This window comes from Collinsella sp. AF15-51, assembly GCF_003462845.1.
In the GTDB taxonomy this organism is placed as follows: domain Bacteria; phylum Actinomycetota; class Coriobacteriia; order Coriobacteriales; family Coriobacteriaceae; genus Collinsella.
In genome coordinates, this window is sequence record NZ_QRYG01000022.1 from 13,114 (window position 1) to 34,281 (window position 21,168).

15 protein-coding genes are annotated in these 21,168 nt (G+C 60.0%); 13 read left to right on the top strand and 2 right to left on the bottom strand.

The features are described 5' to 3' along the window. Nucleotides 1-204 precede the first annotated feature (204 nt). Nucleotides 205-1,587: an RNA-binding domain-containing protein gene (locus DWW51_RS09085; RefSeq protein ID WP_117774272.1), complete on the bottom strand. Its 1,383-nt coding sequence runs from the start codon at nt 1,585-1,587 to the stop codon at nt 205-207. A 606-nt stretch (nt 1,588-2,193) separates the two neighbouring features. Here DWW51_RS09085 and DWW51_RS09090 point away from each other — a divergent pair. The 12 genes from DWW51_RS09090 to DWW51_RS09145 all read left to right on the top strand — a co-directional run bounded on the left by DWW51_RS09090 (nt 2,194) and on the right by DWW51_RS09145 (nt 18,873). Then, entirely contained in the window at nt 2,194-4,368 is a 2,175-nt protein-coding gene (locus tag DWW51_RS09090; RefSeq protein WP_138341326.1) for a DUF4118 domain-containing protein, read from the top strand. Continuing rightward, nucleotides 4,365-5,270: a hypothetical protein gene (locus tag DWW51_RS09095; protein WP_117774274.1), complete on the top strand. Its 906-nt coding sequence runs from the start codon at nt 4,365-4,367 to the stop codon at nt 5,268-5,270. Before DWW51_RS09090 ends, DWW51_RS09095 begins: the two co-directional genes overlap by 4 nt. After that, entirely contained in the window at nt 5,267-7,147 is a 1,881-nt protein-coding gene (locus tag DWW51_RS09100; protein WP_117774275.1) for a DUF2194 domain-containing protein, read from the top strand. Before DWW51_RS09095 ends, DWW51_RS09100 begins: the two co-directional genes overlap by 4 nt. Then, on the top strand, nt 7,144-8,571 hold the full coding sequence (gene pelF / locus DWW51_RS09105; protein ID WP_117774276.1) for a GT4 family glycosyltransferase PelF: 1,428 nt from the start codon (nt 7,144-7,146) through the stop codon (nt 8,569-8,571). The genes DWW51_RS09100 and pelF overlap by 4 nt, the downstream gene beginning before the upstream one ends. A 3-nt stretch (nt 8,572-8,574) precedes the next feature. Further along, nucleotides 8,575-10,119 (top strand): exopolysaccharide Pel transporter PelG, encoded by a 1,545-nt coding sequence (pelG, locus tag DWW51_RS09110; protein WP_117774277.1) that lies wholly within the window; start codon nt 8,575-8,577, stop codon nt 10,117-10,119. Further along, nucleotides 10,109-11,878: a CotH kinase family protein gene (locus DWW51_RS09115; RefSeq protein ID WP_117774278.1), complete on the top strand. Its 1,770-nt coding sequence runs from the start codon at nt 10,109-10,111 to the stop codon at nt 11,876-11,878. Before pelG ends, DWW51_RS09115 begins: the two co-directional genes overlap by 11 nt. Beyond that, nucleotides 11,865-12,656, top strand: a complete 792-nt coding sequence (locus DWW51_RS09120; RefSeq protein WP_117774279.1) for a polyphosphate polymerase domain-containing protein — start codon at nt 11,865-11,867, stop codon at nt 12,654-12,656. Before DWW51_RS09115 ends, DWW51_RS09120 begins: the two co-directional genes overlap by 14 nt. A gap of 3 nt (nt 12,657-12,659) precedes the next feature. Then, on the top strand, nt 12,660-13,325 hold the full coding sequence (locus DWW51_RS09125) for a DUF4956 domain-containing protein (protein WP_089571688.1): 666 nt from the start codon (nt 12,660-12,662) through the stop codon (nt 13,323-13,325). 267 nt (nt 13,326-13,592) lie between these two features. Continuing rightward, nucleotides 13,593-14,564, top strand: a complete 972-nt coding sequence (locus DWW51_RS09130; protein WP_117774285.1) for a LacI family DNA-binding transcriptional regulator — start codon at nt 13,593-13,595, stop codon at nt 14,562-14,564. Nucleotides 14,565-14,745: 181 nt separating this feature from the next. Next, a complete protein-coding gene (locus DWW51_RS09135) occupies nt 14,746-16,146 on the top strand; it encodes a PTS transporter subunit EIIC (protein WP_117774280.1) in 1,401 nt (466 codons plus the stop codon). A gap of 107 nt (nt 16,147-16,253) precedes the next feature. Beyond that, entirely contained in the window at nt 16,254-17,786 is a 1,533-nt protein-coding gene (locus DWW51_RS09140; protein WP_117774281.1) for a glycoside hydrolase family 32 protein, read from the top strand. A gap of 94 nt (nt 17,787-17,880) precedes the next feature. Further along, nucleotides 17,881-18,873 carry a PLP-dependent transferase gene (locus DWW51_RS09145; RefSeq protein ID WP_158558650.1) on the top strand — a complete coding sequence of 331 codons (993 nt, stop codon included), beginning with the start codon at nt 17,881-17,883 and terminating at the stop codon, nt 18,871-18,873. A gap of 133 nt (nt 18,874-19,006) precedes the next feature. Here DWW51_RS09145 and DWW51_RS09150 read toward each other — a convergent pair whose 3' ends face one another. Continuing rightward, a complete protein-coding gene (locus DWW51_RS09150) occupies nt 19,007-19,351 on the bottom strand; it encodes a winged helix-turn-helix domain-containing protein (protein ID WP_117774283.1) in 345 nt (114 codons plus the stop codon). 193 nt (nt 19,352-19,544) lie between these two features. On the opposite strand from DWW51_RS09150, the gene DWW51_RS09155 reads away from it, so the two are divergent. Next, complete coding sequence (locus tag DWW51_RS09155; RefSeq protein ID WP_117774284.1) at nt 19,545-21,056, top strand: IMP dehydrogenase; 1,512 nt, start codon at nt 19,545-19,547, stop codon at nt 21,054-21,056. Nucleotides 21,057-21,168 lie beyond the last annotated feature (112 nt).

Here is a 21,168-nt window from a genome sequence, read left to right on the forward strand (position 1 = left end):
AGCGGTCAGTAGCGGTCAGTAGCGGTCAGTAGCGGTCAGTATATTCTTCGGAGCCGTTTCTCTGGGCTTCGGCGGACTTGCCAACTCGCGCTTGGGCACTACTCAGTAGATTACTCAGCAGTGCCCAGTAGATTACTCAGTAGTGCCCAGCAGGGGGAGGGCAGCAAACGCAATGGGCCTGTTTCCCGGCTAGGACCTGCAGCCTCAAACTTCGCTTGGCATCCTGTAGAACTGGTGCGGGTCTTTCGGGCTTTTCCCTACCCATTCCAACAGGCCTCGCCCGGCAAGGTCTTTCAGAGTCTTCGAGGCCGTTTTCCTACCGACATTGGACTCCCGCGCGAGGTCGGAGGTCGTGATTTTCCCCTGAGCGGCGGCAATTGCCATCGCTGCTCGTTCGCGCTCGCTGAGGAGCGGTCGGTTGTCGGCCGCGGTTCTCCTGAAGGCCGCTTTCTGTAACCCAGGACGCTCGAAGACGACGACGGTGCTGTTGACGGTCTGCTCGAAGCGGAACCTCACGCCGGCTGCCTCGCAGGCCTCCTTGATGCGCGGTATGCCCGTGCCGTACTGCTCGATGACGCCGGCGCGGAACAGGGTGCGCGCGATCGCGGGGTTTCGGAGGCCGAACTCGCTCGCGGTACCGTCTAGGTGCTCTTGCGGCGAGTCGCCCTCGGGGAACAGGCCCGGGCTCACGATCTGGACGGTGTCCATGAACACGTTGACCTCGACGGCGGTGCCGGTGGTGTAGTCGCGGTGGCACAGCGCGTTGGCAACCGCCTCGCGGATGGCCTCGGCCGGGATCTCGGGGATCTCCTTGCGGTACATGCCCGTCTCGCCGATGACGAACTCGCGCCTGATGTTCGACGTCACGAAGTACTCGGCGAAGTCGAGCAGCTTGAGCATGGTGCCGCACTCGCGGCGCAGGTCGAGGATCTTGGCCTTGGTGTTGCCGCCCAGAAGCCCCAGCTTCATCCTGGGGTAGGTGTCGGATCCCTCGCAGAACAGCTCCACCGCGGCGTTTCTTAGGCTGCCGTCGGGCGCGACGAGGTCGAGCCTTGCCAAGGTGTCCTCCACGCCGGCGAACCCGCCGCCCACGCGTCCGGCCCTGCCGCCGCGCGCGACGAAGTCACGCACCGCCTGCTCGTCGGCGTCGGAGACGGGCCTGCCGGACGGCAGCGAGTCCCACGGGCTACGGGCGCGCTCACGCTTGACGACCATGGCGCTCAGCTCCGAGGCCGACAGCGCTTTGTTCGAAGTCCCCACGCGGGTGAAGTAGCGTCCGTCGGCGGAGTAGGGGGCGTCGGCACCTGAGAAGGCAATTTTGATGTATCGCAGCCCATCATCGGCGTCGAGGCACTCGACCGTCGGGAACACCGCGGGCTCGATCTTGTCGGACACCCACGACGTCACCTGGCGCAGCGTTGCGTCGCTGACATCTTGGCCGATGACATCGCCGTTGTCCTTCACGCCGAAGTAGAGCTCGCCGCGGCCGTGCTTGTTCAGCATGGCGCTGATGGCTTGCAGTGCTTCTTTATGCTCGCCAGTGGACTTCTTGAACTCGACGGTCTCGCTCTCGCTGCCCAGGTTCATCCGCGCTGCCTTTCCCGTTCGTTGCTTGTCTCGTTGGATTATACCGTGGTCACCATGGGCGAAAACGTGGAAGCGCGCTTGCTTGCCTCTACCATGTTCTCATGCGCCTTAATGCCCTTTGTGAAGAATCATCCCATTGGGAAACGGGTCCCTATGGAACGATTTTGGTATCAGGCATAGGGGGGCGCTATCGTGGATGTCGTCACCATTGCCTGCGCCCTCGATCCAGAGATGTAATTACAGAAGTGCGGGGAAAAATCGAAAACCTTCGAGCACAACGCGGTTTTTTTGTATCAAAACCGCAGGTCGCGGAAGCCTAAAACGGGGGTCTGGTCAGCATTCCTTTGGTTTTCCCCGCACTTCCGAATTTGGCCTCTCGCCACATCCCGATTACGTCTTAAAGTGGCGCAAAAAGCCGTGTGCTCTGCTTGATTTTGCTCAGGAATTATGCCTGAGGGGTAGTGGATTCGCCTTTCTCCGCCGTGCAGCGGCACGTGTAGGGCTCTCTGGCTCAGGCGCGAGTCGCTTCCCGTCTGAAAAAGTTCTTAAAACAGCTTTAAAGTTGCCTTTGGCCTACATTGACAGCGTACAATACGCATGTTTACCATGGCAAAAGCTAAATTTGGGGAGGGGGAGCGCACGGTGGAAGTGCTGGTTGTTGGCAATACCGCGTATGTCGATGACGACTTTTGTGCCAAGGCGTTTCCCGGTGACCATGTTCAGGTCGTGGCGGCCAACGAGGCGCGCCGCGACGGGTCGTCGCTCCATGCGTCTTGGAAAGAGCTGCTGCAGCACCTGGACCAGGCTTACGAATTCGACCGTGTGGTCTACCTCTCTACCTATCTCACGCCGCATACCGAGGCCGTTGGCGACATCGAGCTGCTGCGCTCCGTCTTTCGAGCTTGCATGGGTCGCCAGATTCAGCTGCTGTTTGTGACTGGTCCCATGGGAGCGGACGGTGCGGTGGACGTTGCGGGGCAAAACGGCAAGGGCATCATTGCCCGTGCGGCCAACGACCTGTGCCGCTACTATGCGGTCCGCGACGGCATTCAGGCCAAGATCTTGCGCGTGCCGTATCTGTACACCGCCTCGCCCACGCTGGAAGACCCGATTTTGACCCCGCTGTTCGAGGCGTGCTCGCAAGGCTCTGCTGTCATGAGGGCTGGGGCGGACTCACCGCTCGGTGCCCTCTGCGCCGAGGAGCTGGCCGTTCTGGTGCGTCGCATCTTCGACAGCTGGGATGCCACATTCGAGGAACTCGAGGTTCCGGATAGCTTTGCCCACACCGTGGGAGACCTGGGCGAGGCGCTCAAGGGCTTGTTCCCGGGGCTCGACATTACCTACGACGGGGACGCCGTCGTCTCCATTGCTCCGAGCGATACCGTCCGCACGCGCTACGGGTGGTTCCAGCGCTATGACGTGCTGCGCGATCTTTCGACCATACACGCCCGCTGGGAGCAGACCCTCGCGGGCAAGCGCCATCCGCTGCGTGCCGCCATCGACCGCATGCGCGGGCGGACACTGCCCATCAAATGCCTGGAGACCGCGCTGGCCTGGGTGCTCTTTGAGGGCCTGGAGCTGGTGTTTTCGCAGTCTGCTCAGCTTAACGTGCTCGACTACCGCCTGCTGTACGTGGTACTGATCGGCACGCTGTATGGGCTCGATTTTGGCCTGGTTGCGGCGCTGCTGGCGTCGGTGGGTTTGGCCGCGAGCTACTTTACTCAGTACGGTTATACCTTCCAGGGTCTCTTTTACGAGCCGTCCAACTGGCTGCCGTTTATTGCGTACTTTGTGGTGGGTGCCGTGTGCGGCTATGTGCAGCTGCGCAACAGCGAAGCCATTAGGGCGGAGCGCGATCAAAACGAGCTCGTGCGTAATCGCAATACGTTCCTCACACAGCTTTACCACGACGCGATCGAGGACAAGCGCGCGTACAGGCGCCAGATTGTGGGTCGCCACGACAGCTTTGGCAAGATCTTTGCCGTGACGCAGGAGCTCGACGTACTCAACCCACGCGACATCTATCGCAAGTGCTGCGAGCTTCTGGGCGAGATCCTCGAGAACGATTCGGTGGCGATCTACCATGTTTCGGGCGGGGCATTTGCACGCCTGGTGGCAGCAAGTCCCGCGATTGCCGAAAATGCCGCACGCTCGCTCACGCTTGAGCAGCTTGCACCTCTTTTGGGCGACGGGGGTCGTTCGAACCTGTGGGTGAACCGTGAGCTGACGCCGGGGTTTCCCATGTTTGGATACGCGATCGAGCGCGACGGGGCACCCGCCGTGTTGATCTTTGTGCGTAGTGCGGCCGAAAACCAAATGACCCTCTATTATCAAAACCTGTTCCGCATCTTGTGCGGGCTGGTCGAAAGCGCGCTGGGCCGTGCCTTTGACTATGAGGCGGTGGCGCAGGATAAACGCTGCGTTGACGGCACTTGCGTGCTCAAGCAGGCGGCCTTTGGCCAAGAGCTCGCGGCGGAGCAGGCGCTGGCAGATAGCAAGATGGGGAGTTTTTTGCTCCTGCGCGTGGTACCGGGCATGGAGCCTGTCGGCGAGCTGGTGGGCGCAATTGGGTCGGCAATCCGCGAGAGCGACGCGGCGGGCTTGGTCGACGGCAACGTGCTCTACCTGCTTATGCGCCAGGCAAAGGCGTGCGATCTTCCCATTATCCGTAAGCGCCTGAGCGCAAAGCATATTGCGGTGGAGCCCGTCGACGGCGAGGGCATCGTGGCGCTGCTGCAGCGCATCGCTTACACCGGTGACGGTGAGGGGGGTGCCGCTTGATCTCGCTTGTCGTTGCTGCCGTCTTGCTGCTGATCCATTCGCTGGTTTGCCTGATGCTGTGGACGCTCATGAAGCTAGGCCTGCTGCCGGTGCGCGGGCACATGCTGGCTGTAATAGTGCTGGTGCCGCTGTGGGGCCCGTTGCTGGTGGTTTTGCTATCGGTGCGCAGCGCGGTGCTTGGCGAGTGGCTGAAAGAGTCTGCGCTGGAGTCGCTGCGCTTCAACGACGACCTGCATCGTAGTATGTCGGTACCGAGCGGTGAGGACGATGCAGGCGTAGTGCCGCTCGAGGAGGCGCTTATCGTCAACGACCCGGCATACCGGCGCCGCCTAATGCTCTCCATGCTCACCGAGGAGCCCGAAGCGTACCTGGCGCAGCTGCAGGCGGCTAAGCTTAACGACGACGTTGAGGTGGCGCACTATGCCGCGACGGCGGTGGCGCAGATCTCCAAGGAGTCCGACCTTAAACTGCAGCAGCTGGAGCGTGCCTTTAAGACGGACCCGAGCGCGCAAAACCTCAACGAATACTGTGATTTTCTTGGTGAATACTTGGGCTCGGGCTTGGCTGAGGGGCGCGTTGCTCAGATTCAGCGCCAACAGTACGCGCGCCTGCTTGCGCGTCGCTGCGAGCGCGAGGATACCCTTGAGCTGCGCATTCGATACGCGACGGCGCTGGCCGATGTCGGACAGATCGACGAGGCGCAGGCCGTGACCGACCAGCTGGTACTCGACGTGCCCGAGGAGCAGGAGGTTTGGATGCTTTGCCTGCGCCTGGCCGTGATGCGCCGCGACGGTGACGAGGTCCACTGTGTGATCGATGCGATTGACAAGCAACATGTGTATTTGAGCGCCGACAACCGCGAAAAGTTGGCGTTTTGGCGCGATGGGGAGGAGGCCCGATGAGCGTGGCGCAACATATCCGAGACCGTGTGGGCCGCTTTCGTTGGATGGGACTCCTCGTGGTGTGGGCGGTCTTTATTGCCATGGCCGCCGTGCTGCTGGTGGAGCGTGCCGGCGTGCAGTACAGTGCGGGCCAGCATAAGCTGGGGATGCTTGCCGCCAACGATGCGGTGCCGGCTTCCTCGGCAATATTTGGCCAAAAGCCCACGTGCCTGGTCATTACCGATTCCGATCAAGCTGGCGTCGAGGACGTAAAGGAGCAGTTCGACCAGATTCTGCTCGATATGAAGATCGCGCACCGCGACGTGGACCTTGCCCTGGACGGCGCGGATGCCATTCCCTCGCTGACCTCCTACGATCGCGTGATTTTGCTCATGCCGTCGCTCGATGGGCTCGGTACGCACCTGAGCGACATTATGAGTTGGGTGAGTGCCGGCGGTTCGCTTATGCTCGCCATGCCTCCGGATAACTCGGGCTATCTGCAAGTGATTGCTCCCAAGCTTGGCATTGAATCTGCCGGATATGACTATGTAAAAGCCGAAAGCATTGTGCCGAGCGAGGACTTTATGCTGGGCGGGGGAGAGCGCTACGAGCTCTCGGACCCCTTTGATTCGTCGCTTTCGGTTTCGCTGCGCGAGACGGCTCGTGTGTGGGCTAAGACCGGCGATGCGGGCGCCCCGCTCATTTGGTCGAATGACTGCGGTAGCGGTCGCACCGTGGTGTGCAATATCGGTATCTATGACAAGGTCATGCGCGGCTTTTACGCCGCGGCAATCAGCCTGCTGGGCGATGCCACGGCCTATCCGGTCATCAACAGCGCCGTTTTCTACCTGGACGACTTTCCCAGCCCCGTGCCCTCGGGCGACGGCACCTACATCAAGCGCGACTACGGGCTTTCCATTGCCGATTTTTACACCAAGGTTTGGTGGCGCGATCTGCAAAAGCTCGCGCAAAAATACGGCATTCGCTATACCGGCGTGATGATCGAAAACTACGAGGACGCGGTCAACCAGACCGAGCCCGCGCGTCAGGCCGATACCACACAGTTCCGCTACTTTGGCGGTATGCTGCTGCAGATGGGTGGAGAGCTGGGTTTCCACGGCTACAACCATCAGCCTCTGGCACTCTGGGACACCGATTACGGCACGTTGTACGACTACAAGACGTGGAAGAACAAGGAAACGCTTGTCGCATCGCTCAACGAGCTTATCGCTTTCCAGGACGAGGTGCTGCCCAACGCGCACGGCTCGGTCTATGTGCCACCGTCGAATATCCTTTCGGCCCGTGCGCGCAAGCTTATTGGCACCGACGTTCCGCGCATTAAGAGCATTGCCAGTACGTATTTTGAGGATGGCACCGACCTGCCGTACGTACAGGAGTTTGGCGTGGCAAGCGATGGCATTGTGGAGCAGCCACGTATTGTCTCGGGCGGCATGGTCGACGATTCCTATATGCGCCTGGCAGCCGTGTCCGAGCTCAACATGCACTACGTGAGCACGCACTTTATGCACCCGGACGACCTGCTCGATCCCGATCGCGGCGCCAAGGAGGGCTGGGAGGTCTACAAGGGCGGCCTGACCGACTACCTGGACTGGCTTAGCAAGTCTGCGCCCGACCTGCGGCGTCAGACCGGTTCGGAATGCTCGGGCGCCATCCAGCGCTTTTCGTCCGTGACGGTGAGCGTGGATACCAGTGCGGATGCCTGGACGCTCAGCCTGGGCAATTTCCACGACGAGGCGTGGCTCATGTTCCGCGCCAACAACGGTGAGCCGGGTGCAGTCACGGGTGGCGAGATTACGCATCTGACGGGCGACCTGTACCTGGTCAAAGCCACGGATAAGACGGTGACCATTGCACGCAAGGAGGGTGGCGACAAATGAGAATCTGCTTGGTACTCGAGGGTTGCTACCCCTATGTGCACGGCGGCGTATCTACCTGGATGCATGGCTATATCCAGGCCATGCCCGAGCACGAGTTTGTGCTGTGGGTGATCGGCGCGCATGCTGCCGACCGCGGCAAGTTTGTCTACGAGCTGCCCGGCAACGTGGTCGAGGTGCACGAGGTGTTCCTGGACGATGCTCTGCGGCTTTCGGGCGAGCAACATGAAGCCAGTTTTAACGACCGCGAGCGCGAGGCGCTACGCCGTCTGGTGTCGCTCTCCAATCCGGACTGGGACGTGCTGTTCGATATCTTTCAGCGCCGTCGCGTGCATCCGCTCTCGTTTTTGCAGAGCCGAACGTTTATGGACATCTTCCGCGACGTGTGCCTGGCCGAGTACCCCTATACGCCCTTTGCCGATGCATTCCACACCATGCGCTCCATGCTGCTGCCCGTGCTCTACCTTCTGGGCAGCGAGGTGCCGGTGGCCGATGTGTACCACGCCATCTCGACCGGCTACGGTGGCCTGCTCGCCTGCCTGGGCTCAAGCGTTCACCATGCGCCGGTGCTGCTGACCGAGCATGGCATCTATACCCGCGAGCGCGAGGAAGAGATCATTCGCGCTGACTGGGTGGTGCCGTCGTTTAAGGATCGCTGGATTCGCTTTTTCTACCTGCTTTCGGAGGAGATCTACCGCCGCGCCTTCCGCGTGACGAGTTTGTTCCATAACGCCCGCAAGACGCAGATCGATATGGGCTGCGATGCGGGTAAATGCCTGGTCATCCCCAACGGCATCCAGTTCGACCGCTTTAAGGACATTCCCTTAAAGCCCGATGACGGCTGGGTGGACATTGGCGCGGTGGTGCGCCTGGCGCCCATCAAGGACGTCAAGACCATGATCTATGCGTTCTTTGAGCTGCACGAGCGCCTGCCCAAGGTGCGCCTGCACATTATGGGCGGCGTGGACGACGAGGAGTACGGCGCTGAGTGCCACGCGCTGGTCGATACCCTGGGCGTGCGCGACCTGATCTTTACCGGCCGCGTCAACGTGGTCGAGTACATGGAAAAGCTCGACTTTACCATTTTGACGAGCATCTCCGAGGGCCAGCCGCTCAGCGTGCTGGAGTCGCTTGCAGCGCGCCGTCCCTGCGTGACGACCGAGGTGGGCTGCTGTCGCGAGCTGCTCGAAGGCGCCCCGGGCGACGACTTTGGCGTGGCAGGTTTTGTGACGCCGCCCATGTATCGCAAGGGCTTGGCCGATGCCATGGAGCGCATGTGCGTGAGCCGCGCCCGTCGCATTGAGATGGGGGAGCGCGGGCAGCGTCGCGTTGCCACGTACTTTTTGCACGAGCAGATGCTCGCCAACTATCGCGCGCTGTACGACGAGACGGCGTGTGCGTTTAACCTGCCCAGAGAGGGGGAGTAGCCGGTGGCCGGAATTGGTTTTGAGCTCAAGCGCCTGTTTAGGCGCAAGGGCCTGTTTGCCACGATGCGCGCTTACGGCTACGCCGGCATCGTATGCACGGGCCCCATGCTGCTGGGTGTGCTGCTGCAGGTGGGTATTTTGGTGCTGTGCGGTCTGTGGGGTGTGGGCCGTGCCAACCAGGATCTGCTGGTGTGCATGGTGACCTACACACTGCTGGCCTCGCTTACGCTCACGAGCTTTTTCTCCATGCCGGTCACGCGCTTTTTGGCCGACATGCTCTTTGCCGAGCGCGAGGATGAGATCCTGCCTTCGTTTTGGGGATCTAATGCCATCATGCTCGTTGCGGGCATGGTGCTCTACGGCGTCTTTTTGCTGTTCTCGGGCGCCACGCTGCTGCAGGGGCTGCTGTGCCTGTGGCTGTTCAACATTATGATTGTCAACTGGAACGGCATGAGCTATCTCACGGCCATCAAGGATTATCGTGGCATTCTGTGCAGCTTTGCGGCCGCCATTGGCGTGGCGTGCCTGTGCGCCCTGGCAGCGCTGGCGCTGGGACTGCCGCCGGTCGAGGGCCTGTTGGCGTCAATCGGCCTAGGCTACGGCGTCATGCTCGCCTGGGATGTGGTACTGCTGTACCGGTATTTTCCACGGAGTGACCGGAGTCCCTGGCGTTTTTTGCGCTGGCTCGACCAATTTATGCCGCTTGCGCTTACGGGGCTGTTTACCAACTTGGGGCTTTTCGCACACCTGGTTATTATCTGGGCGGGCCCTATTGGCGTGCAGATCAAAGGTCTGTTTTACGGGGCTCCTTACCATGACGTTCCGACACTCATTGCGTTTTTGACCACACTCGTCACGACCGTCAACTTTGTGGTGTCGGTCGAGGTCAATTTCTATCCGCGCTACCGTGACTACTACAGCCTGTTCAATGACGGCGGCGTGGTGGGCGATATTGTGGTGGCCGAGGAGGAGATGCTCTCCACGCTCAACAGCGAACTGCGCTTTTGTGCGCTTAAGCAGCTGTTTGTGACCGCGGCGGTCATTTCGCTCGAGACCACGGTGCTGTCGGCCCTACCGTTGGGCTTTAACAACCTTATGCACGGGTATTTTCGCACGCTGTGCGTGGGCTATGGCCTGTATGCCGTGGGCAATACGGTGATGCTTATCTTGCTGTACTTTACCGACTATAAGGGGGCCGTGCTGGCTTCGGGCCTGTTTGCCGGTGTGGCCGGGCTGGCGACTGCCGTTTCGTTGCTTTTGCCGCAGCAGTTTTACGGCTTTGGCTTTTTGTTGGGTGCGGCGGTGTTTTTTATCGTTGCACTGCTGCGGCTCGATACCTATACCGCCAACTTGCCGTATCGTATCCTGAGCCAGCAGCCCATTGTGGCGACCGACAAAACGGGTCGCTTTACACAGCTGGGCCGCATGCTCGACCGTGCCGAACAGCGCTATGAGGAAGGCCGCCATAAGGGCGTGCCGCACGGCGCGTTTGAGCGCTCGGTAGTTCGCGTGTATCGCAAGCATTGGGGAGGTTCTGATGATCGATAAGTTGATGTCTCGCCGCTGCCTGATCGAGGCAGCTGCCGGCGCGCTGTTGCTTTCGGGCTGTTCGTCTCAGGACGAATCCTCGACTAAAAAGGTCAAAAAGCAAGACAAGATTAAAAAGGCCGATTCCTCGGACGGTACCAATCATCTGCGCGATAAAGATGAGCTGTACGAGGTCTACGACGACTCGGGCATTGTGACCATGTACCTGACGGTCTCGCGCGGCAACAGCTCCGAGAACACCGACCACAGCTGGGCCGAGATCAACACGTATTCGGTGTATGACTATGCCGACATGGGCGTGACGCGCTATCAGGTTATGGGCCTGCTGCAGCCGGGCGACGAAGACGGCCCGGTGGCCGGCGAGGTTGGCTATGGCGAGGAAGCGCCCAATGCCACTGTGCAGGTGCGCGGTCAGACATCGAGCATGAACTCGCAAAAGAATTACAAGGTGGAGCTCAAAAAGGGCAAGGGTACCTGGCGCCAACAGCGCGCGATTGCGCTCAACAAGCACATGGGCGAGGGTATGCGTTTTCGCAACAAGATGGCCTATGACCTTATCCGCGGGATTCCCCAGATGATGGGCCTGCGCACGCAGTTTGTGCATCTGTGGGTGTGCGACCAGACCGAAAAGTCCAACGATACCTTTGAGGACTACGGCCTGTTTACGCAGGTGGAGCAGCTCAATAAGACGGCGCTTAAGGCGCACGGCTTGGATAAGAGCGGGCACCTGTACAAGGTGAACAGCTTTGATTTCCATCGCTACGAGGACACCATTAAGCTTGCCGATGATCCCGACTATAACCAGGCAAACTTTGAGGGCATGCTCGAGATTAAGGGCGATACGGACCACACCAAGCTCATCGAGATGCTCGATGCGCTCAACGACGAATCGCAAAAGATAGATAACGTGCTCGACACCTACTTTGATACCGAGAACCTGGTCTATTGGCTGGCGTTTCAGATCCTTACGGGCAACTGCGATACGCAGAACCGCAACTGTTATCTGTACAGCCCGCTCAACTCAAATACCTGGTACTTTTTGGATTGGGACAACGACGGCATGCTGCGCAAGCTGGAACTTTCTCTTACCGGGTTTTCGGACTACGCGAGCTGGGAGCGCGGCGCAAGCAACTACTGGGGCAACGTGCTGTTTAACCGCGCGTTGCGCAGCAAGGCGTTCCGCGGTGAGCTCGATCGCGCCGTCAAGGACCTGCGTACGTATTTGACCGAGACGCGCCTGACCAAGATGATCAAGCATTATCGCGAGGTTACCGAATCGCTAGTCTTTGCTTCGCCCGATATCGATAATCTGCCTGTCACCAAGGACCAATATGAGCAGATCGCCGCGGCGATTCCCTCCGAGATCGAGGAGAACTACAAGAGCTTTCGCGAGAGTTTTAAAAAGCCCATGCCTTTCTACATCGGCGTGCCGCAGATCGATAACGGCAAGCTGCGCATTAACTGGGATGCGTCCTACGATTTTGAGGCGCGCGACATTCGCTACACCGTTGAGCTTGCGCGCGACTATGCCATAAGCGACGTGGTCTTTAAGGCCGAGGATGTGCTGCTTCCCGAGGTGACCTGCGATGCGCCCGATACCGGCCAGTATTTTGTGCGCGTGCGTGCCACCAACTCCGACGGCTATACGCAAGATGCGTTTGACTACTATGTGACCGACGACGGCAAGCACTACGGCATGAAGTGTTTTTACGTGCAAGACGGCGGTAAGGTCGTGGAGGATACGTATGAGGAGGGCTAGCGCGCTGCTTGAGCGCCTGGCGGCACCGCCTGTGCGTGCCACGCAGGAGCGTTACCGCCACGAGCTCAAATATCTCATTAACGAGGGCGAGCACGCCGCGCTTGCCTGTCGCATGGCGCCTGTATTTAAGCTAGACAAACATGCGCGGGCGGGCGGTTACACCATTCGCAGCCTGTATTTTGACGACTACTGCAACTCGGCCTACGAGGAAAAAGACGCCGGCATTCTCATGCGCAAAAAGTATCGCGTACGCATCTATAACGGCAGCGACAAGGTGATTAAGCTCGAGCGCAAAAAGAAGTACGGTAGCTGGATCTATAAGGAGGACGCGCCGCTCACACGTGGCGAGTTTGAGCAGATTCTGGCTGGCGACTACGGCTTTTTGCTGAGGAGCCCTTATCCGCTCTGTCGCGAGTTCTACATCGAGTGCATCTGCAACATGATGCGCCCACGGACCATTGTGGACTACGAGCGCGAGCCGTGGGTGATGGACGAGGGCACCGTGCGCATTACGTTTGACATGAATGTGCGTGCCGCGGTGGGAAGCTTCGATATCTTTGACGTGACGCTGCCCGCGTTGCCGGTTCTGGAGCCCGGTAAGCTGGTGATGGAGGTCAAGTTTACGGAGTTTTGCCCGCAGCTGGTGCGCGATATGGTGCCGCCGGGCGCGGCCGAACTCACGGCGGTCTCTAAGTACTGCCTGTGTTATGACAAGACCGCCTACCTGCGCGGATTTAATTACTGGGAATCGGATTTTGGGAACCGAGGGGATATTTAGACCATGAGCACCAGGGACTTTTTTAAGAACTCCGTCTTGGAGGCGTTCGGTCAGGTCGACCCTGCCAAGATTGGCCTTTCGCTGCTCGTGGCGCTCGCCATGGGCATCCTGATCTATTACGTGTACAAGCGCTTTTTTACCGGCGTGGTGTATTCGCGTAGCTTTGCCGTGACGCTCGTGGGCATGTGCGTGCTCACCTGCATGGTCACGCTCGCGATCTCGACCAACGTGGTCATCTCGCTCGGTATGGTCGGTGCTCTGTCCATCGTCCGCTACCGTACGGCGGTCAAGGACCCGCTCGACCTGCTGTATCTGTTTTGGGCCATTACCACGGGCATTACGGCAGGCGCCGGCATGTATGCGCTCGTGGGGCTTACGGCAGTGGTGATCGTGGTGATGATCGCCGGCTTTGCGAGCCACCAGGACAAGGCGCGCGTGTACATGATGGTCATCCACTACACGGGCCAGACCACCGGCGACGATATCGTGCGCGCGTTTGGGCGCACCAAGTTCACCGTCAAGTCTAAGACGATGCGCGGCGACAAAGTCGAGATGGCCGTCGAGGTGTTCTCGGACGGTGTGGATATGCCCTACGCCGATGCGATTCGCGCGCTCGACGGCGTGGAGGACCTGACGCTCATCCAGTACAACGGCGAATATCACGGCTAGTTTGGTTCCGGCGTTCTAACGAACGCCGGACCGCTCGACGCTGCGCGGGCATCTGCCGGGCGATCTGCCGCTCAAACCGTCGCTCGCGTACATAAAGTACGCGTCGCTCCTCTTTTGTGGCACCTCGCCACGGCAGCTGCCCGTTCGCTGGCGTATGCTCGACCAGGATGGGCATATTTGGTTCGGTTTAAATTGATTTATTATGCCGACTTGGGCTGGGTATGATGGTGCAAACGATTGCAAGATAAAGGGGTGCTCGTGGTAAAGATGAAAGATGTGGCCGAGCTAGCGGGCGTTTCGAGCGCCGCCGTCTCGCGCTACCTCAACGGTGGATATATCTCGGCGGACAAGGCCGAGCGCATTAAGCAGGCGATTGAGCTGACCGGATACGTGCGGTCCAACCAGGCCCGCGCGCTGCGCACCGGCTCCACCAAGCTCATCGGCGTCATCGTGCCCAAGATCAACTCGGAATCCGTGAGCCGCATTACTGCGGGTATCGGTCAGGTGCTCGGTCGCCGCGGGTACCAGATGCTGCTCGCGAATACTGACAACGTGGCCGAGCGCGAGCTCGAGTATCTCGACTTGTTCCAGAACCACCCGGTCGATGGCATCGTGCTCGTGGCAACCATGATTACCGATGAGCACCGTGCGGCCATTGCGTCTTGCCGTGTACCCATTGTGCTGATCGGCCAAAACGTCGAGGGCGCGGCTTGCGTCTACCATGACGATTACGAGGCTGCCTTTGAGCTGGGCCAGGCGCTTGCGACGCATGTTGAGGGCAAGATTGCCTATATCGGTGTTACCGAGGAAGACCGTGCCGCCGGTTACGACCGTCGTCGTGGTTTTGAAGCTGGTCTGGGCGCCGCGGGCGTTGTGCTCGATCCCGATTTGATTCGCTGCGGGTCCTTTACCCTCGATTCCGGCTATCGTGCGTCGCGCGAGCTGCTGGGCGAAGTGCCGGATGTTTCGTTTATCGCGTGCGCGACCGACACTATGGCGGCCGGCGCCCTGCGCGCTCTTGACGAGGCGCGCGGCATGGGCGAGGGCGTGCGTCGCGTGAGCGGTTTTGGCGACAACGCATTTTTGCGCGCGCTGACGGGCGGCATTCCCACCGTGCATTACGGTTACCTGACCAGTGGCGTCGAGGCGACCAATATGTTGCTCAACACGCTCGATGGCGTGGAGGGGGAGAGCAGCCTCAAGACGCTCAAGCTCGGACATCAGCTGATGAATGTCTAGGCTTTGGGCATGTCTGCCGGCCTTTGATTCCCTGTTTTTGGCTCAAAACCACCTTTCACCGTCAAAATCTACCGTTTACCGCTAATGAAAACGATTACAGCTATATATAACTGAAAACGATTACAGTGTAAGTGTCAAAGATGGCCGGGTGCAGATGCGCCCGTTGGAGGAAAGGGAAGTCATGGACTACCGCAAATCAGCCCAAGAGGTGCTCGACAACGTCGGTGGCGCCGACAACGTTGTTTCGGCCGCACACTGCGCCACGCGTCTGCGCCTGGTGATTGCCGATAACGCCAAGGTTGACAAGGAGGCCATCGAGAATATCGACGGCGCCAAGGGCGTCTTTGAGGCCCAAGGCCAGCTCCAGATTATTTTTGGCACTGGCACCGTCAACAAGGTCTACGAAGAGTTCATCGCGCTTAGCGGCGTCGAGGCTGCCACCAAAGCCGAGGTTAAGGAGGCCGCGGCACAGCAGCAGAACATCTTTATGCGTGCCATTAAGGTGCTCGGCGACGTTTTTGTCCCCATCATCCCCGCCATCGTGGCTTCGGGCCTGCTGCTGGGAATCATGAGCGCGCTCAACTTTATGGCCTCCAACGGTTTTATCGCGCTCGACACCAATAACTTTATCTACAAGATCGCCGACCTGGTCTCGGGCACGTCCTTTGGCATTCTGCAGATCCTGATCGGCTACTCCGCGGCTAAGGCCTTTGGCGCTAACCCGTATTTGGGCGCCGTCGTCGGAGGTGCGTTCATCAACTCCTCGCTGCAGAGCGCCTACACGGTTGCCTCCGAGGGCGTGCAGACCATGGTCACCGTCATTCCCGGCGTGTACAGCTTTGAGTGGGTCGGTTATCAGGGCCACGTTATCCCCATCGTTATCGCCTGCGCCATACTCGCCTTCCTCGAGAAGCGTCTCCACAAGGTTGTCCCCGAGATGTTCGACCTCTTTGTGACCCCGCTCGTCTCGGTGTTCGTTACCGTGCTCGTGACCTTCGTTGCCGTCGGTCCCATCTTCGTGTGGGCCGAGAACGCCATCCTCGGTCTGATTCAGGCCCTGCTCACCCTGCCCTTTGGTATCGGTTCCTTTATCGTCGGCCTGTTCTATGCCCCCACGGTCGTTACCGGTATCCACCAGATGTACACCGCCATCGACCTGGGTCAGCTCGCCCAGTACGGCGTAACCTATTGGCTGCCCATCGCCAGTGCCGCTAACATCGCCCAGGGTGGTGCCGCACTCGCCGTTGCCTTTAAGACCCGCGATGCCAAGATCAAGGGCCTGGCGCTTCCTTCGGCCCTGTCCGCCTTCATGGGTATTACCGAGCCTGCCATCTTTGGTGTGAACCTGCGCTTCTTTAAGCCCTTCATCGCCGGCTGCATCGGCGGTGGTTGCGGTGCCCTGGTCTGCGCGCTTACTTCGCTGGCTGCCTCCGGCACGGGCGTTACCGGTATCTTCGGTATCCTGCTGTGCCTGGCCCAGCCCGTGCAGTATGCGATCATGTTTGCGGTTGCCGCGCTGGTTTCCTTTGCCGTCTCGTTTGTCCTGTACAAGGATGAGCCCAAGGCTTCCGAGCAGGCGTAAGAGCTTTTGATTGAGGGGATGCCCGCGGGTTGTATGCTCGCGGGCGTTTCCCGTATCCGGTGCCGATCTCTGGTGCCTTGTTACTTTCGATCCGTTAGGACTTTGATATGTCTAATGCACTTGGTCGCGACCTTGCAAAGTTGGTTGCCGCGGTTGATGCTGCCGCCTCTGAGTGTGGTCATGGCGCGTATGGCCAACACTTCCATATTATGCCGCCGGCGGGTTGGCTCAACGACCCCAACGGTCTTTGCCAAGCGGGCGGCGTGTTCCACGCTTATTTTCAATATGCGCCCTTTGATGTCGAGGGTGGCGTTAAGGTCTGGGGCCATGCGACGAGTCGCGACCTTATGACGTGGGATTACGTTGGCGCCCCGCTGCTGCCCGACGAGTCGTTCGATTGTCACGGTGTGTATTCGGGCTCCGCGCTTGCCGAAGACGGTCGCATTCGCGTACTTTATACGGGCAACGTTAAGCTTTCCGATGCGGACGGCACGTACGATTACGTCAATACCGGTCGACGAGCCGATACCGTCTATGTGGAGAGCACCGACGGCCAGGCGTTCGGCGCCAAGCGTGTGGTGCTGACTTCCGAGGATTATCCCGAGGATTTGACCTGCCATGTGCGCGACCCCAAGGTGTGGCGTGACGTGGACGGGCGTTATCACATGGTGCTGGGCGCGCGTCGTCGCGTCGACGGTCCGCATGTCGAGAGCCGTTTTTGCGCCATGCATGGCGAGGGTGCCGGTCGCGATGTGGGCGAGATCTTGGTGTACGGCTCGGCTGACATGCTTAGTTGGGAGCTCGAGAATCGCGTGTCTACGCCCGAGCGCTTTGGCTTTATGTGGGAGTGCCCCAGCTATATCGAGCTCGATGCGAAAGGCGGTGCACCGGCGAAGTGGCTGTCCTTCTCTCCCCAAGGGCTCGAGAGCGGTCGTTGGGACCGCGGCAATGTGTATGCAGCGGGCTACATGCCCGTTACGGGTGACATTACGGCTGGCAAGGACGCTTATGATCTGGGCGAGTTCCGCCTGTGGGACGCAGGTTTTGACTTCTATGCGCCGCAGGAGTTCACGGCCGAGGACGGTCGCCATATTCTAATCGGCTGGATGGGCATGCCCGATGAGCCGACCTATGGCAACGACCCCACCGTGGCGTGCGGCTGGCAGCACTGCATGACGGTGCCGCGTGAGCTTACGGTCGGTGCTGGCGGCGTGGTACTGCAGCAGCCGGCGCGCGAGATCGAGCACCATTATGCCTCGGTGCGTGTGGGGGAGGGCTCGTTGGAGGTTGCCGGCGATACCTGCTTTGACGTTATTGTTGCCGGTGTCGACGGCGCTTTTAGTGCGACCGTTGATGGCGAGCTGAAGCTGGCGTTTGTGCCCGCCGAGGGTGAACTGCCCGCGCGCTTTGAGATGCGCTTTACCGACGAGGCCCGTACGGCGGCCGGCTGCGGTCGCGCGGTGCGTTGGGAACCGGTCGACGAGGTTCGAAACGTACGCATCGTCGGCGACGCTTCTTCGGTTGAGGTGTTTGTAAACGATGGCGCGCTCGTGTTTTCGACGCGCATCTATCCCGAGACCTATGGCGTGACCGTTGACGCCGTCGGCGCGAGCGTGACCTACCACGCGCTCAACATCTAGCGATTCGCCGCATATCGGCGCTATACTGCAGCCGTTGCCCACGATGCGGGAAACACCCGCATCGTGGGTTTTTGTTTTGAAGGGACGGTGCCGTGTGGATGTACAGCAGCTAGAAGAGGCTTGGGCTTTGAGGGCCGGTGCGCGTGAGGCGCGTCTTGTCTCGGCCTCGCATGTGCCGGCGGCGCTGTCGATGCTGGGGATTGTGCGGCCCGGCGATCGCTTGGTGGCCTTTGCGGACGACTTTGCCGATGTGTTTGCCTGCGGCTTTGATGGCTGCGATGTTGCGCTGGTGGGGGAGCCCGCGGCTGCGGCGTTTGCTGCTGCGTCCGAGGGCTTTGATGCTTCGTTTGATGCCGAGGGGCCGCACCTGTGGTGGTTCGTCAACTCCATCGGCGGGTTTGGTCTGCGTGTGCCCGACCTTCGCGCTCTGGGCCGCGCGTCTCGTGAGTCGCACGCGCTGCTGGTTGTGGACAACACGGTGGCGTCGGCTTTTGGCTGCGATCCACTGCGGCTGGGTGCTGCGCTGTCGCTCGAGGCGCTCGATCGCGCGTGCGCCGGCAAGGCTCCGCGCAAGCTCGTTGCCGCTTCGGTGGCACGCTCACAGCTCAAGCGCCATCGCGTGGATGCCGCTGCCGAGCGCGCGCATGTCCTGCTTGAGGGCTGCGGATTGGCTGCGCTCGACTTGTCCTCCGATGAGGCTGAGGTTCTAGAGCACGAGCTCGACACACTCGACACCCGCATGCAGGAACACTTCGACCGTGCACGTGCGCTGGCCGAGTATTTGGCTGCCAATGAGATGGTGCGCAACGTGCGTTATCCCGGGCTGACCTCGCATCCCGACCATGCCATCGCGACTGGCATCCTGGAGCACGGTTTTGGCCCGGCAGTAGAGTTTGACCTGATGGGCTACATTGCGGGCGAATTCTTCAGCATGCTGCCGGACGAATTCCGCACATCGCCTGCCGGCGGCCCAACAACGCGCCTTTCGGCCCCACGCGGCAAGCAGGGGAGCACCATCCGCCTCTTCGCCGGCACCGACGACCCCCTGGTCGTAGCGTCCACCCTAGACAACGCCCTCCGCAACTAGCTAAATCATCCTCGACTCAATAAGTTGCGGTGAAATATGGATTGATTTACGGCTTTAACCGCATAAACAGTCCCTATTTCACCGCAACTTATGAGAAGAGATTGTGCGGCTAAAAAGCCCCGTCCCAAATTAGCTACTCTTTGATGCTGGCGATGAGGGCGTCGGCGCGGGTTGCTATGACGTCGTTGATTTCTGCCTGCAGGGTTTCGTAGACTTCGATGGCGCGCTTGCCGGCGGGGGTGAGCGATGATCCGCGGGCGCCGTCGCGCTCGATGAGCTTGCAGTCTAGCTGCCCTTCAGCCTCGTTCACAATGCGCCAAGCCTTGGAATACGCCATGCCCATGCTCTTGGCGGCACGGTTGAGCGAGTGGTCGCGGGCAATACCCTGCAGCAGCAAGACGCAGCCATGGCCAAACACACCCGGCAGATCCTTGTCGCACGCTTGAATGACCAACTTTGCCGTCGTCTTGTACTCCATGTGCTCCACGTCTTTCCGCTAAAGTGTTTGCTGGGCAAACGCAAAGCCTGCGTCAAACCCTCGTGTGCTCTTCTTAAATCATGCATTGTAGCAGTCAAAGTGCGTTAAGATACTTCCCCAGTATTGGGCGCCCAAGGTTGGGCTGGGTCCTACGAGGCCTGCAGCCGACCGGTCGCATGGAAAAAGGAGAAACATGGCTACGTTCTTTCCCGGTGAGTCCCACACGTTTTCGGAGTATCTGCTGGTTCCTGGTTACTCGTCCTCGCAGTGCATCCCCAACAACGTCTCTCTTAAGACGCCGCTAACCCGTTTCAAGCGCGGTGAGAAGCCGGCAATCACCCTGAACATCCCCATGGTTTCCGCCATCATGCAGTCCGTCTCGGGCGTCGACATGGGTGTCGCGCTCGCTACCGAGGGTGGCCTGTCCTTCATTTACGGTTCCCAGACCCCCGAGTCCGAGGCCGCTATGGTCAAGGCCGTTAAGGATCACAAGGCTGGCTTCGTTCAGTCCGATTCCACACTGACCCCCGACATGACCATGGAGCAGGTCATCGAGCTCAAGGAGAAGACCGGCCACTCCACCATGCCGGTTACCGACGACGGCACCCCCAAGGGCAAGCTCCTGGGTATCGTTACCAGCCGTGACTATCGCCCCAGCCGCGATGACCACCAGAAGAAGGTCGCCGAGTTCATGACCCCGCGCGAGCAGCTCATCGTGGGCGACAAGAACATCAGCCTCAAGGTTGCAAACGACGTCATCTGGGACAACAAGCTCAACGCTCTGCCCATTGTCGACGACAACGATCACCTCATGGGCATCGTCTTCCGCAAGGACTACGACAGCCACAAGACCAACCCCAACGAGCTGCTCGATAACGACAAGCGCTATATGGTCGGCGCCGGTATCAACACCCGCGACTATGCCGAGCGCGTGCCGCTGCTCATCGAGGCTGGTGCCGATGTCCTGTGCATCGACTCCTCCGAGGGCTTCAGTGAGTGGCAGAAGCGCACCATCGAGTGGATTCGCGCCAACTACGGCGAGGACGTCAAGGTCGGTGCCGGTAACGTCGTCGACGCCGAGGGCTTCCGCTTCTTGGCCGACTGCGGTGCCGACTTCATCAAGGTCGGTATCGGCGGCGGTTCCATCTGCATCACTCGCGAGACCAAGGGTATCGGTCGTGGCCAGGCCACCGCGCTGATCGACGTCTGCCGCGCCCGTGACGAGTACTACGAGGAGACCGGTGTTTACGTGCCCGTGTGCTCCGACGGCGGCATTGTCTACGACTACCACATGACGCTCGCCCTTGCTATGGGTGCCGACTTTATGATGCTGGGTCGCTACTTCGCCCGCTTCGATGAGAGCCCGACCGAGCGCGTCAACGTCAACGGCCAGTACATGAAGGAGTACTGGGGCGAGGGTTCTGCGCGTGCTCGCAACTGGCAGCGCTACGACCTGGGCGGCGCGGCGAAGCTCAGCTTCGTCGAGGGCGTCGACTCCTACGTTCCCTATGCCGGTTCCCTCAAGGACGGCGTGGGCGGCACGCTCTACAAGGTCAAGTCCACGATGTGCAACTGCGGCGCCCTCTCGATCCCCGAGCTCCAAGAAAAGGCACGTCTGACCCTGGTGAGCTCCACCTCCATCGTCGAAGGCGGCGCCCACGACGTAGTCGTGAAAGACTCCCAGCAGTCCGTAAGTTATCGCTAGTTACTAAATAATTTATGAAAATGGGGTCGCGTGTCTGTTGGATTGCGACCCCATTTTGTGGCTTATAGGACAAAATGTGTGTCTACTTTAGGGGCATCGGCGCAGGTCGATG

Excerpts from the sequence above, each read along its gene's own strand:
- DWW51_RS09085 (WP_117774272.1), bottom strand. The coding sequence starts at position 1,587 with ATGAACCTGGGCAGCGAGAGCGAGACCGTCGAGTTCAAGAAGTCCACT.
- DWW51_RS09120 (WP_117774279.1), top strand. The coding sequence starts at position 11,865 with ATGAGGAGGGCTAGCGCGCTGCTTGAGCGCCTGGCGGCACCGCCTGTG.
- DWW51_RS09150 (WP_117774283.1), bottom strand. The coding sequence starts at position 19,351 with ATGGAGTACAAGACGACGGCAAAGTTGGTCATTCAAGCGTGCGACAAG.
- DWW51_RS09130 (WP_117774285.1), top strand. The coding sequence starts at position 13,593 with ATGAAAGATGTGGCCGAGCTAGCGGGCGTTTCGAGCGCCGCCGTCTCG.
- DWW51_RS09100 (WP_117774275.1), top strand. The coding sequence starts at position 5,267 with ATGAGCGTGGCGCAACATATCCGAGACCGTGTGGGCCGCTTTCGTTGG.
- DWW51_RS09115 (WP_117774278.1), top strand. The coding sequence starts at position 10,109 with ATGATCGATAAGTTGATGTCTCGCCGCTGCCTGATCGAGGCAGCTGCC.
- DWW51_RS09140 (WP_117774281.1), top strand. The coding sequence starts at position 16,254 with ATGTCTAATGCACTTGGTCGCGACCTTGCAAAGTTGGTTGCCGCGGTT.
- DWW51_RS09155 (WP_117774284.1), top strand. The coding sequence starts at position 19,545 with ATGGCTACGTTCTTTCCCGGTGAGTCCCACACGTTTTCGGAGTATCTG.
- DWW51_RS09090 (WP_138341326.1), top strand. The coding sequence starts at position 2,194 with ATGGCAAAAGCTAAATTTGGGGAGGGGGAGCGCACGGTGGAAGTGCTG.
- DWW51_RS09135 (WP_117774280.1), top strand. The coding sequence starts at position 14,746 with ATGGACTACCGCAAATCAGCCCAAGAGGTGCTCGACAACGTCGGTGGC.
- pelF (WP_117774276.1), top strand. The coding sequence starts at position 7,144 with ATGAGAATCTGCTTGGTACTCGAGGGTTGCTACCCCTATGTGCACGGC.
- DWW51_RS09125 (WP_089571688.1), top strand. The coding sequence starts at position 12,660 with ATGAGCACCAGGGACTTTTTTAAGAACTCCGTCTTGGAGGCGTTCGGT.